Annotated in this window: 13 protein-coding genes; 2 read left to right on the top strand and 11 right to left on the bottom strand. The window is 59.9% G+C overall.

Annotation, left to right across the window (positions count from 1 at the left end; genetic code table 11):
• Positions 1–18: 18 nt before the first annotated feature.
• The gene (locus tag NITLEN_RS01995; protein WP_121987904.1) at positions 19–369 is read left to right on the top strand and encodes a hypothetical protein; all 351 of its coding nucleotides are present in this window, start codon (positions 19–21) and stop codon (positions 367–369) included.
• Positions 370–440: 71 nt separating this feature from the next.
• On the opposite strand, the gene NITLEN_RS17985 is transcribed toward NITLEN_RS01995, so the two are convergent.
• The 7 genes from NITLEN_RS17985 to NITLEN_RS01960 form a co-directional block, all read right to left on the bottom strand.
• Positions 441–782, bottom strand: a complete 342-nt coding sequence (locus NITLEN_RS17985; RefSeq protein WP_181416580.1) for an energy transducer TonB — start codon at positions 780–782, stop codon at positions 441–443.
• 704 nt (positions 783–1486) lie between these two features.
• Positions 1487–1864 carry a biopolymer transporter ExbD gene (locus NITLEN_RS01985; protein ID WP_121987902.1) on the bottom strand — a complete coding sequence of 126 codons (378 nt, stop codon included), beginning with the start codon at positions 1862–1864 and terminating at the stop codon, positions 1487–1489.
• Entirely contained in the window at positions 1845–2279 is a 435-nt protein-coding gene (exbB, locus tag NITLEN_RS01980) for a TonB-system energizer ExbB (protein WP_121987901.1), read from the bottom strand. Before exbB ends, NITLEN_RS01985 begins: the two co-directional genes overlap by 20 nt.
• 120 nt (positions 2280–2399) lie before the next feature.
• Complete coding sequence (locus NITLEN_RS01975) at positions 2400–3503, bottom strand: ABC transporter ATP-binding protein (RefSeq protein ID WP_121988536.1); 1104 nt, start codon at positions 3501–3503, stop codon at positions 2400–2402.
• Positions 3504–3534: 31 nt separating this feature from the next.
• Positions 3535–5118, bottom strand: coding sequence for an ABC transporter permease (locus tag NITLEN_RS01970; protein WP_121987900.1), 1584 nt, complete (start codon positions 5116–5118; stop codon positions 3535–3537).
• A 15-nt stretch (positions 5119–5133) separates the two neighbouring features.
• Positions 5134–6198, bottom strand: coding sequence for an extracellular solute-binding protein (locus NITLEN_RS01965; RefSeq protein ID WP_245924363.1), 1065 nt, complete (start codon positions 6196–6198; stop codon positions 5134–5136).
• Positions 6199–6268: 70 nt separating this feature from the next.
• Entirely contained in the window at positions 6269–6679 is a 411-nt protein-coding gene (locus NITLEN_RS01960; RefSeq protein WP_245924362.1) for a Fur family transcriptional regulator, read from the bottom strand.
• 167 nt (positions 6680–6846) lie between these two features.
• Here NITLEN_RS01960 and NITLEN_RS01955 point away from each other — a divergent pair, with 167 nt between their 5' ends.
• Positions 6847–7410 (top strand): hypothetical protein, encoded by a 564-nt coding sequence (locus tag NITLEN_RS01955; RefSeq protein ID WP_121987897.1) that lies wholly within the window; start codon positions 6847–6849, stop codon positions 7408–7410.
• A gap of 86 nt (positions 7411–7496) precedes the next feature.
• Here the strand turns inward: NITLEN_RS01955 and NITLEN_RS01950 are convergent, their stop codons facing one another.
• The 4 genes from NITLEN_RS01950 to NITLEN_RS01935 all read right to left on the bottom strand — a co-directional run bounded on the left by NITLEN_RS01950 (position 7497) and on the right by NITLEN_RS01935 (position 12044).
• A complete protein-coding gene (locus tag NITLEN_RS01950) occupies positions 7497–7910 on the bottom strand; it encodes a response regulator (protein ID WP_121987896.1) in 414 nt (137 codons plus the stop codon).
• Positions 7888–8658, bottom strand: a complete 771-nt coding sequence (locus NITLEN_RS01945; protein ID WP_121987895.1) for a LuxR C-terminal-related transcriptional regulator — start codon at positions 8656–8658, stop codon at positions 7888–7890. Before NITLEN_RS01945 ends, NITLEN_RS01950 begins: the two co-directional genes overlap by 23 nt.
• A gap of 154 nt (positions 8659–8812) precedes the next feature.
• Entirely contained in the window at positions 8813–9448 is a 636-nt protein-coding gene (locus tag NITLEN_RS01940; protein WP_121987894.1) for a response regulator, read from the bottom strand.
• Complete coding sequence (locus NITLEN_RS01935) at positions 9426–12044, bottom strand: PAS domain-containing sensor histidine kinase (RefSeq protein ID WP_121987893.1); 2619 nt, start codon at positions 12042–12044, stop codon at positions 9426–9428. Before NITLEN_RS01935 ends, NITLEN_RS01940 begins: the two co-directional genes overlap by 23 nt.
• Between the last annotated feature and the right edge of the window lie 56 nt (positions 12045–12100).

The following is a 12100-nucleotide window of genomic DNA, read 5'->3' as shown; positions in this document are numbered from 1 at the left end:
CAAAGGCGGGCGTATGCGATGATGCGATGGATTCGGTGTTGTCTGGTTCTGGGGCTGGTTTTCTGTGGTGCTTGCGGGGAGTTTGAAACGGGCTATTTCCAGAGCAAAGTGAATCAGGTCACGCAGGATGAGGTGGCCAAGCGCTATGGAGCTCCCCATAAGCAGGAGCCGCAGCCGGACGGACGCGTCCTCTGGACATATTTTGTGCGAGGCAGCGGGACCAGCGGCTATAGCGGGTATGCCAGAGAGGAATATTGCCGGGCCTATCAGCTCACATTCGATCAGCAGGGAATGCTGCGCGACTGGCATGACCAGGACTGTGCGATGAAGCCGGCGAAAATTACCGACCCGTTTTCAGATCGTAATTGATCGAAAGTTTGAGCGGGAGAGTAGTAGCAGAACTGACGAGAGTCGGACTGTACGATCAAGCCGATCGGCCATCACCGAGTAATTTTTAGGTCGTAACTGATCGAAAACTTGATGGGGCGTTGTGGACGACCGAGCGGGCGGGAGAGCTTGATCGGTGGGCCTTGCTCCACATCGGCAATCGCCGCGTGATCGAGCACAGTATTTCCTGAGCTTTTTGCGATTCTCACATCCGTCAGTGTTCCATTCTCATGGAGCATTGCTACAAGCACGACTTTCCCCTGTATGCCTTCCAGCCGTAGGGTTGCGGGATAGTGTTTTTCCAGATCGGCAATCCATTTCCCCATCAGCGTTGAGAGCCAGCCATCATCAGGCTTGGCTGTGTTGGACTGACTCGGCGGAGTGAGCGCGGCCACTTCCGTGGCGACTGTCGCTGCGGGCTGATTGGTTGCCGTGGATGCCTCCGCGGTCCTGCTGGGCGCAGGCAGTGGTTGCTGAGGGACATCGACCTGTCTGCGAACAGGCTCGGGCGGGACAGCTGTTGGTTCCGGAGGGCTGGTTGCTGGACTGGCAGGTGCCGAAGTTTCGAGTGGTTCGGCGGGTGCCTGTACCTGCGCGGTTGGTAGCCGGTCGGTCGGGGGCGTTGGGGGTGATGCCTCAGGCGATTTCATGGCGGCGGATAGCTGAGGGCGTGGGTGCTCGCGAACTGGTTCAGGCATGGGCTCGGGCGTTGAGGGTGCTGCGGCGTGGATCGAGGGAGAAGGGGCCGGCTCAGTACGAGGAGGGGGGAGGTGGGTGTCAATCGCTGGTGCTGGGGCGGGAACAACGGGAGACGGCACGGGCTGAGCTGGTGTGGGTTCCGGGCGTCTCGGAGCGAGAGCCTGTGATGGTGTCGGCGGAATCGGCGGTGACTCGTTGGCGGCAGCCGGTGAGGGTGGCGTCGCGGCGGGCTGAACCATGGCGACATTCCATTCGAATGGTTCCTCCAGCTGCGTCAGTTGCATCTGTTGAAGCAAGACCATCGCTCCGAGCACCAAGCTGCCATGGAAGCCAAGCGACACCAGCCATCCGGCTGTATGTGCCCCGCCTGCGCGCAGTCGATCTTGATTCCGCACGGACATCACAACCGGATCACCTCAAGGCTGACCTGTTGAAACCCCAATCCTCTAACTTCATCGACGAGGGCGACGAAGCGCTCGAGCACGGTCACTTTATCCGCCCGAACGACCACCGCCGCGTCGCGCGATTCTTCCCCGAGCGCAGCGGGCAGGCCGTCATCCGGTATCGGCTTGTCATTCAGGAATAGATGCCCTTCTGATGTGAGGGTAATGACGAGGGGCACGTCTTTGCGGTCGCTGACCGACTTCGCTTTGGCGAGATTGACGGGGATTTGTCCGGTGCTGATGAAGGTGGCGGTCGTCAGTACGATGACCAGCAGCACGAGCATGACGTCCACGAGCGGGATGACATTGATCTGATCAACTTGCTGACGATCCATGATCCACCTTGTACTGGGTCAGCAGTTCGGCGACCCGGCGACGGAGAATGTTATTCATGACCACACAGGGAATCGCGACGAGCAATCCCACGGCGGTGGCTTTCAGGGCGAGGCTCAATCCGATCATGATCGTGTTGACCGCCATGGTGCCGGAGGTGCCCATGGTGTGGAATGTCAGCATGATGCCCAAGACGGTGCCCAACAGCCCGATGTAGGGGGCGTTGGCTGCAACCGTGCCGATGATCACCAATCGCTTCGTCAGGGCGATTTCGAATACCTGGGCGTTGGGGTAGTGAGCGGCGTTGATGTTACGGTAGAAGAGCCAGCGTTCAACGGCGACGGCGACCGACCACAGGCTCAGGCCGAGCAACAATCCGATGATGCCATAGTCCACGACGTGTTTCAGTGAATCCATTACCTGTGCTCCTTCGATAGCGCCGGTTCTCAATCAGCACCGGCGGCGCGGAATCGGCTTGTGTGCCTACCATCAATGCCAGATGGGGAAAAGGCCTGTCAACTGGACGGCGGCACGCGTTTAGGCTGCCGGAAAGGGGGCGGGGAATACCACCGTGTGGGTAGCCAAGACTTGGAGTTCAACGGCGGTCCCTTCCTGATACACGCTCGTCGAGCCCTCACTGCTGTGGACGATCTGCCCGGAGGGAAGGCGGACCGTATAGAGATTTTCAGATCCCCGGAACTGACGACCGATGATTCGAGCGCTCGCGCCCTTGGCCGGCAGCAGGTGGATATCGTCGGGCCGGATCATCACGGTCACGGCCGCGCCGTCCACGACGGGGAGTGTGTTGGGAAATTCGCCCAACTCGGTATGAATCATTCCGTCACGGATGTCGCCCTGAATGAAGTCGGCTTGTCCCACAAAATCCGCGACGAAGGGACTGGCCGGCATGTGGTAGATCAATTCCGGCGTATCCATCTGTTCCAGCACGCCCTGGTTCAAGACGGCAATCCGGTCGGCCATGGCAAAGGCCTCTTCGTGATCGTGCGTCACGAGGATGGTCGTCGTTTTGGTACGCCGCAACAGCGCATGGAGGTCCTGGCGCATTCGTCCGGCCATGTCCGGATCCAGATTGCTGAAGGGTTCATCCAGTAAGAGGACGACGGGATTTTGCACGAGTGCGCGGGCGAGCGCGACGCGCTGCTGTTGTCCGCCGGAGAGCTCATGCGGATAGCGGCGATCAAACCCTTCAAGACCGGTGAGCGTGAGCATTTCTTGAATCTGGCACTTCCGGTCGCCTCGCGAGAGGTGTTGGAGGCCGAAGGCGATGTTGTCCGCCACGCGCAGATGAGGAAACAGCGCATATTCCTGGAAGACCATGCCGACGCGCCGCTCTTCGGTCGGGACGGTGAGATTCGCATTCGACACCAGGCGGCCGGAGAGAAACAGTTCGCCGGATCGGACCGGTTCGAAGCCGGCAATCGCCCGGAGGATCGTGGTCTTTCCACAACCGGAGGGACCCAGCAGACAGAGAATTTCTCCCTCGCGCGCAGCAAAGGAGATATTGCGAATGGCCGGCCGTCCGGTTTCATAGGCGCAGGCGACGGTGCGCAGCTCCAGCACATTGGAAGCGGGCTGATAGAGGTCCGGCTGGTTGAGGGCCTGATGTGGTTCAGTGTGCATATATTCCACCGCTGGGTTGAGGCGTTGCCTCTTACGCGGCTCTCCAGTCTTTTGAGACTAATAGGAATAGGGCCGGCAGACTCAATAAGACAATGAGCAGCGCCGCAGGCGCCGCCAATTGAAAATACTCCTCGCTCGCTTCCAGCCAGACGCGGATGGCTAATGTGTCGAAGCCAACCGGGCGCAAGAGCAACGTGGCCGGCAGCTCTTTCATCGTCTGAAGAAACATGAGCACCCAGGCGACGATAAAGCCGTTGCGCACCAGCGGCAAGGTCACGCGGCGCCAGGTCTCGCGGACGCCCAGCCCCAAGGTGCGGGCGACTTCTTCGAGGTTTGGCGTGATCTGCTGCAGGGCCGGTTCCAGGGCTTGAAGCCCGGCGGGAAGAAAGTGGATGACATAGGCGATGACCAACAGCAGGATTGTCCCGTACATCACCGGGGCAATCTTCAGACAGAGGACGAGCACCGCCAATGCGGCGACCGGTCCAGGGAGTACATAGCCGGCATAGGCGGCTTGGAGACAGCCGATATTCAGCGCTGTCGGACGCCGGCTTGCCAGATAGGCCAGGGGCAGGCCGATGATCACGCCGACCGTTGCGGCCGCTGCGGCCAGCAGAGCGCTGTTCCAGATAAAGCCGAAGAATCGGCTATCGATGATGGCTTGCGCTTCCGGCGAGAGGCTCCAGGTGATCAGCAAGTAGGCGGGAATACCGAAGGACATCGCGACGATCAGACTCATGAACGCGGTGATCGAAGCCGCTCCCAGCCAGGAACAGCGGATGCGTTGCGGAGGCCGGTAGCGGCCGGTGGTCTGGTAGAAGCGGCTGCGTTGGCGGAACCAACGCTCCGTGACAAGAAACAGCAGGGCCAGGATCACCAACAATACACTCAGGATACTCGCGGCGGTATTGTCGGAGCGCCCAGTCATTTGTTGGAAGACGGCGTAGGTTAGTGTCTGATAGCGCAGCAGCGAGACCGCGCCAAAATCGGAGACCACATAAAGAATGACCAGTGCGACTCCCGCAGCGATCGACGGGCGTATGAGGGGGAGCGTCACGCGCCAGAGTGTCATGGCTCGGGATACTCCGCAGACTCGCGCCACTTCCTCGAACGACACATTCAGACTTAAGAGGGCGCTGCGGGTGAGCAGATAGACGAAGGGAAAGGTATCCAGGGCCATGACGAGCGTCGTGCCCCAAAAACTCTGCGGTGACACGATGCGGGCTTGCGGCCCGGCCCAGAGTTGCCACAGATGCTCCACCGGTCCGCCGAATCCGAGGAGATAGGTGTAGACGTAGGCTAGGACGTAGGTGGGCATAGCGAGGGGAAGGATCAACGCGGCTTCCCAGAGGCGGCGTCCCGGAAAATCGAAACGGACCACCAACCATGCCGTAGAGACTCCCAGAAGTAATGTGAGGGCGGCGACAGCCCCTGCAAGGGCAATCGTATTGAACAGCAGCTCAGGAATTCTCGTCGCCCACAGGCGAGACCAGACGGCGGGGTCGGCCGAGAGTGCGAGGACGGTGACATAGCCGAGCGGCAACAGAATCAGCCCCGCCGTGGCAATGGCGGCAAGTTGCAGCGGAGAGGTGAGCTGCTGGCGAAGCGTGGTCACAACGGGCCTCGTGTATTAGCGGAGGCCCACTTGCTCGATGAGCATGAGGGTCGGTTCCCGGAGCTCGGCCAATCGTGTCAGCGGCACCTGAGCGGCGCGAAAGCTCTTCCGGTCGACCAATGCCGGATCGGCCTTGACCTCCGGGTGCAGCGGGTACTCTTTATCCAGGTCGGCGAACATCTTCTGTCCGGCTTGTGCGACGAGGAACTCGATCAGCAGCTTTGCCGTATCGACATGGGTGCTCGACTTGGTGATGCCGATCCCTGTCACGTTCATGATCGCGCCCATCCCGCCTTCTTTTTGATCCGGCATGATGACGGCCAACGGCGCGGCGGGCTGCGTGGCAAGATGGCGATAGACGTAATAATGATTCACGATGCCCACGGCAACCTGCCCTTTGGCCACGGCATCCACGATCTGAGAGCTTTTCTGGTAGACCTGTGAGCCGGCGTTGTCACGCAGGCCTTCCAGGAATTTCTTGGTGCGCTCGTCGCCGTGAGTGGCGCGGATCACCGACACGCCTGCCTGAAGATACTCACTGCCTGAGTTGGGAATCGCGAGCTTGTCTTTCCATTGGGGGTTCGCCAGGTCAAGCAGGGAGTTGAGCTGATCGGGCTTCACCATCGTCGTGTTGTACACAATAATCCAGAAGCGGCCGGAGAGACCGACCCAGCTATTGTCCGCGGCGCGGAACTGCGAAGGAATAGCGCGCTCGATCTCGCGCATGTTGAGCGGCCGCAGGAGTCCGGCTTCGCGTGCGAGTTCAAGGCTTCCGGCATCATTAGTTAACAATAGGTCTGCCGGGGTCCGGTCGCCTTCCGCCTTCAATCGGTTGACGAGTTCGGTGGTGCCGGATGACAGGAGATCCACCTGGATGCCTGTTTTTGCGGTAAACGCATCGAACACCGGCTTGATCAAACGCTCTGCTCGGCCGGAGTAGACGACCAGCTTGTCAGCCGCAAATGAATCCGCCGGCAGAAAGGGGAATGAGCTGAGGGTAAGGAGGAGCAGCAGCGCGTGTATGTACCGACGGTGAAGCATGGGGAGGGAGGCGCGAAGTCGTTCCCGAAAAGTAGCCATAGTGCGCGGTGTGCCTCGCAATTGAAATTGATAAATCGTCTCAAGAAAATAGCAAAAAAGTCGGCAGGGGTCAATGACGGCAGCGTCCGCAGAGGCCGTAGAGCTCGAGGCGGTGAGTGGAGATGGTGAAGCCGTTCCGGGTGGCGACTTCTTGCTGAAGCTTTTCGATTTCGCAGTTTTCGAACTCCACGATCTTGCCGCAGTCGGTGCAGATCAGATGGTCGTGGTGACCCTTGTGGGAGATATTGTCGTATTGCGTTTGCGTGCCAAAATGCCGCGCTTGCGCCAGGCCGGCTTCGCAAAACAGGTTGAGTGTGCGATAGATGGTCGCGAGCCCCAGATGCGGATCTTTCTTCGCCAGCTGATGATACATTTCTTCCGCGGTGATGTGTTCCTGCTGCAGGAAGGCCTCCAGGATGAGTTCGCGCTGGCGCGTGTACTTGAGCTGGTGTTTGCCGAGGTGCGCTTTCAGCGCTTCCATTTCTTTCGCATGCTTGGGCATAGAGTCCGTCGATCCTCCTTCACGAACCGACATTAAAGACGAAAGTCGGCGGAGGGTCAAGAGGAGAATGGCGTGCGCGATGGGTTTGACGATTCTCCAGCGAGCTGTCTATAGTTCGATCATTTGAAGATTCATGGAGACCATAGATGAGAAAGCCGAATCAGATTACGGTGGACCGGGCGCTGCTTCTCTATGTGCTGTATCTTGCAGAGCCGCACGGGTTGCTGAGTGACGTTAAGTTGCAGCAGCTGGGATTTCTCTGCGAACTCCAGACGTTCGGGAAGGGGTTCAAGGGGTTTCATTTTGAGTTTTTCCGGTTCGCGTACGGCGCCTTCAGCAAGGATCTGGACAATGATCTGATGTCCCTGCGCCGGAAAGAGCGGGTCGAGAACTTTACCTTATCTGATCAGGCGAAAGAGGAGGTGATTCCACTCTTGCTCAAAAGCATCGAGGGCGTGGAGCCGAATGAAAAAGTGAAGGAGATTATCGATGCCGTCATGACGACCTATGGTCCGCAAGACAGCGGGGCCATCACGAATTCGGTCGAGGCCGTCGAACTGAGCACCCCGCAAGATCCTGAGTTCAAGATTCCCATCCGCGACATTGTCTTCCACACGACGCTGCTGGTTCCGCATCGTATCGAGGTGCAGGCGGAATTCACGCTGCCGCCGGCCGTTCTTGCCAAACTCAACATCGCGATGGGGTACTAGCCGTTCGACCCGCGTCCTCGCCAATGCCCTCGCCGGCCGGCGAGTAGGTGAGGTGTGCGAGAGTCTATACCTGAGGGCCTCAAGTGTCAGCGGGTATGCGTTTTCTGCGTGGGCGGCAATTCGCCATTTAGGGCGCGGGCGGTAGTGTCGGTCAGTCCGGCCATGGAGTCGGTTGCGACGGGAACGAGCCAGGCATGCAGCGCGCGAGCGGCAGCGCCGCCATAGGCCAGTCCCGTGCTCTGGTCTTCGCGCGTCACGGCGATGAAGGGTGTATTGGGATGCAGATTGCGAAACAGCACCAGCCGCGAGAGCCCGTCATGATCGGTTGCAAGCACCTCCGCGACAATTAAATCATAGCCGGACACTTGTCTTGTCCCCGGCTGGCTCAAGATCGCTCGCGTGTTGGGTACGCCGAGCACGGCCGCTCCGTCTTTCCCCATAGACTGGCGGAGTGTGTTTCGGAAGGTGTCATCGTCACTAATGAGCAGAATGGTGGGCATGTAAGAACTCCTCTTGACTGAATGCGTAGAGCCGCGGCCGTTCCCAGATCTTCTCGGCCCTCATGAGCGGATTGCGAGGAAGGGGCTGTTGGACGGTTTGGCCGATGAACCAGGCGGCGACTTGAGAGCGGCGCGTCATGTGTAGCCGGTCGAAGAGATCGGCGAGATAGTTTTTGACGGTCTTCTCGCTCAAATGGAGTTGCAGGCCGATTTCTTTGTTGGTGAGGCCATCACTCAGGAGCGGGAGAATCTGTTGATGTCTCGGCGAGAGCTGCGGATGCAGTCCCTGCGGAGACTCTGCTTGCCCGCCCATCCACTTCAAGGCGGTGCCCACCAGGTCATGGTCAAAGGTGGGTTCTCCCGCCAGCGCCTGAGCGACAATCCCGGGTACCTGAGCAGAGGGGGTCGTTTTCAGAATGAGTCCTAGCGCACCGGCCTGTACCGCGTGCATCAGGAGTTGCGCGTTGGCGGTATTGGCGACGAGAAGTATGCGCATCGTGGGGTATCGGCGAAGAAGGGTCCGGCAGAGATCGATCCCGTTGCCGTCTGAAAACCATGTGCCTATCAGGACGGCATCGGGATGGTATTGATCCACCGCCTCGAGTAACTCGATCGCGGTGGCAACGGGCGGCGGCAGAGATAAGCCCGGCTGGTCGGTCAGAATCGCGTGAAGCCCCAGGCGAGTCGGCAATTCCCGTTCCGCAATGACGATGGTGTGAGTTGCGCTGTGTGACGGCCGTATGGACATTATCGTGGCCTACCCAAGTGGTATAGGAACATCTCAGTAGAAATGTGCGCGTAAGTGAGGATTTTGACAATCGGCAGCAGTCTGACTCTGAAGTAGGAGTCACTAGGGCTCGCGTGTCGGACAAATGCTGACACGCCTGTGTGGAGAGCGGGAGTTACTTGGCCAGCTGATGATCTACGGCAAAGCGGATCAGTTCGGCCGTTGTGCGAAGATTCAACTTCTCAAGGATGCGGGCCCGATAGGTGCTGACGGTTTTAATGCTGAGGGTGAGTTGTTCCGCAACTTCAGTGGGAGTGTGTCCCGATCCGATGAGGCGAAGCACTTCGAGTTCCCGGTCCGAGAGCGTCTCGTGCGGTTCGTGTGCCTCACCGAAGGCAGTGCCGAGGTCGGCGGCGAGTTGTTCCGCCAGCGCGGCGCTGACATAACGGCCTCCTTGCAAAATGCGCTTCACGGCGGTCGTGACTTCTTCCGGCGCGGTATCTTTGGTGAGATAACCGGCGGCGTCGGCTTTCAACGCGCGTCGTGCGTAGTGTGCTTCCGGGTAGAGGCTCAGGATCAGCACCGGGAGATCGGGGCAGACGCGCTTGATGTCTTTGAGCGCGTCGAGCCCGCTCTTGTCAGGCAGGTTGATATCGAGAATGACGAGATCCCACGGCATGGCTTGCGCCGCCTCAATCGCATCCTGCGCGGTGCCTTTCTCGACGATCGTCAGATCGGGAAGGTCTTCTCGAAGCACATGGGCCACACCGCGGCGAACCAGCGCATGGTCATCGACCAACAGGATTTTCATGTCCCTCCTGGGCCAGGCGTGAGGGGTAGGTGGCGGTGGAAGGCGGAGGAAGAAGGACCGCCATCGGGATACGCAGTGTGGCGACCGTGCCTTCCAACGGATGGGGCGCAATCGTAAAGGTGCCGTCAAGGAGCGCGGCGCGCTCGGTGATCCCTTTCAGACCGAACGAGTCGTGCCGGGTCTGATGGTCCGGCGTGATGCCGGTTCCATTATCGTAGACCACCACCGCAAGCAGGTCCTGCGCGCGGGTCAGCGAGATGGCCACCGCCATTGCGCGCGCGTGACGCAGGACGTTCGTCAGAAGCTCCTGCACAATTCGGAAGACGGCTGAGGCTGTCGCATCATCGAAGGGGACCTCGACGAGGGCGGGATCGACGGCGACGTCGCAGGCGATCCCGGTTCGTATTTCAAATTGTTGCGCGTAGGTCTGCACCGCGGGAATCAACCCGAGTTCATCCAGAATTGCGGGACGGAGGGACGTGCTGACATGGCGGACCTGATTGAGCATGGAATCGTTCAGGTTCAGGAGATCGCTCAGACGGATATCGTGGCCGTGCGCGCGCAGGCTTTTTTTCAACGAGGTCAGTTGAAAGCGCATGGCGGTCAGCAGTTGCCCGAGTTCATCGTGAATTTCCCGGGCAATCCGGCGACGTTCGTTTTCTTCCGCCGTGGCGGCCTGCCGGGTGACTTTCTGCAATCGTTCATAGGCCGTGCGAAGTTTGGCGTCGGCCAAATGCCGGTCCGTGATGTCTTCGACGGTCCCGGCGACGCGCAGCGGGGTGCCGGTTGTATCGAGGGTCACTTCCCCGCGGCAGCGGATGTGGCGCGCCTCTCCTGATGGACGAAGAATACGGCAGACCAAGTCAAAGGGCGCGTTGAGGGACAGTGTCTCGTGCAAGGTGTCGATGACCCGCCGGCGGTCATCCGGATGCAAGGATTCGACAAACAGATCGTAGGATGGAAGGACGCTGTGGGGGCCGTAGCCGAAGATGCGGTAACTCTCATCCGACCAGGTGACGGCGGCATCGCTGGTCCATTCCCAGCTCCCGAGCCCCGCGATGCGTTGAGCCTCCTTCAATTGCATCTCGCTCCGGCGGAGGGCCTCCTCTGCAAGCTTTCGATCCGTGATGTCCCGGCAGGATCCGGCCATACGCTGAGGTTCGCCGTGCGCGTCTCTGATGGCCCGGCCGCGTCCCTGAAGCCAGCGGTAGTCCCCCCGGTTCGTTCGAATACGGTATTCGACGTCGAAGGGCGTCTGCTGCTGGAGATGTGTCCGCAGGGCGGCAAAAACCCGATCGCTGTCGTCGGGGTGTAACCGCTGAGCCCAGTGGGCGAGCGTGTGAAACGGATCTGACTCATTCAGCGCCAGAATGTCTCTGATTTTAGGCGACCACCAGACTGAACTTTCCCGATCCAGGAGGGAGCGCCCCGGCAGACGGTGTTCATCCCACCACGCATCGGTCGAACCTTCTGCGGCGAGCGCCAGCCGTTCCTCGCTTTGGCACAACGCGGCTTGCAGATGCTTTTGGCTGGTGATGTCGATGAGGACGCCCTGCACCGTCTTCGGGCGGCCCTCTTCGCAGGTGACGGTGACGACCGCGTGGATCCAGACGATTCGCCCATCTGCGGCGATCATGCGGTATTCCGCGGGATAGTTGAGCCCATGGGCCGTTGCCGTGAGGCATGCTTGCACGGTGGCCTCACGGTCCTCCGGGTGAATGTGGTTGGCCCAAAACGCCGGGTCTTCCAGCCACTGGCGTACGGGGTAGCCCAGGAGCGCTTCCGCGTGCGGGCTGACGAAGGTGAAGGCCAACGTGTCAGGCGCGGCTTCCCAGACGATACTATCCAGATTATTCACGAGATTGGCGAACCGCGTTTCGGACAGTTGCAGCGCTTCTTCGGCTTGCGTGCGCGCGGTGATATCGATCATTGCGCCGATCATGCGGATCGCTGAGCCTGACTCGTTTCGGATGATAGTGCCGCGATCCAGAAAGGTGCGATAGGCGCCGCCCCGGACTTGCAACTGGTACTCACCGGTCCAGCCGGATTGCCCGCTCTCGATCGCGGCGTGGATGTCTCGCCGTATACGGTCGCGATCGTTCGGGTGCAGCCGCGATTGCCAGGCTTCGATGGACGGCGTGGTGCGGGTATCCTCCTCGAAGAGCGTCCGACCTTTGTCGCTCCACCAATAGTCATTGGTCACGATATTCCAATCCCACAAAATATCTTGCGTGTGCTGCGACAAGAGTTGCCAGCGCCGCTCGGTCTGGAGGTGTGCGATGCGGTCCCGGATCAATCGGCGGAGTCCAAAGGCCGTCATCCAGAGCACGATCACGACCAAGGACCGATTCAGGACGGCATAAGCAATCGGGGCGCCTGGCGGAGAGAGTGCAAAACCGACCACGATCAGCGCAGCACTGGCGCCGGCGATGCGAAACGGGAGCTGTGGTTGATACAGGAACGAGCTCAGGAGGAGCGGGACGAGATACAGGATAACTTCCGCATAGCCAAGCGGGATGAGGATATCGCCGATGAACACGACGATTGTGCTGAGGACCACACTGATTGCCAACCTGGAGTTTGGCTGCGGAATCACGCGTCTGTCGCCTCCATATGCACCGCCAGGTCATGACAGACATAACGAGACCAACG

The sequence above is a fragment of the Nitrospira lenta genome (assembly GCF_900403705.1).
Lineage (GTDB): Bacteria > Nitrospirota > Nitrospiria > Nitrospirales > Nitrospiraceae > Nitrospira_D > Nitrospira_D lenta.
The sequence above is the reverse complement of the archived record's forward strand: the minus strand, read 5'-3'. Positions and strand labels throughout refer to the sequence as shown.

Coding starts and splice junctions, on each gene's coding strand:
- NITLEN_RS01995 (WP_121987904.1), top strand. CDS start 19: ATGATGCGATGGATTCGGTGTTGTCTGGTTCTGGGGCTGGTTTTCTGT.
- NITLEN_RS01985 (WP_121987902.1), bottom strand. CDS start 1,864: ATGGATCGTCAGCAAGTTGATCAGATCAATGTCATCCCGCTCGTGGAC.
- exbB (WP_121987901.1), bottom strand. CDS start 2,279: ATGGATTCACTGAAACACGTCGTGGACTATGGCATCATCGGATTGTTG.
- NITLEN_RS01975 (WP_121988536.1), bottom strand. CDS start 3,503: ATGCACACTGAACCACATCAGGCCCTCAACCAGCCGGACCTCTATCAG.
- NITLEN_RS01965 (WP_245924363.1), bottom strand. CDS start 6,198: ATGGCTACTTTTCGGGAACGACTTCGCGCCTCCCTCCCCATGCTTCAC.
- NITLEN_RS01960 (WP_245924362.1), bottom strand. CDS start 6,679: ATGGAAGCGCTGAAAGCGCACCTCGGCAAACACCAGCTCAAGTACACG.
- NITLEN_RS01955 (WP_121987897.1), top strand. CDS start 6,847: ATGAGAAAGCCGAATCAGATTACGGTGGACCGGGCGCTGCTTCTCTAT.
- NITLEN_RS01950 (WP_121987896.1), bottom strand. CDS start 7,910: ATGCCCACCATTCTGCTCATTAGTGACGATGACACCTTCCGAAACACA.
- NITLEN_RS01945 (WP_121987895.1), bottom strand. CDS start 8,658: ATGTCCATACGGCCGTCACACAGCGCAACTCACACCATCGTCATTGCG.
- NITLEN_RS01940 (WP_121987894.1), bottom strand. CDS start 9,448: ATGAAAATCCTGTTGGTCGATGACCATGCGCTGGTTCGCCGCGGTGTG.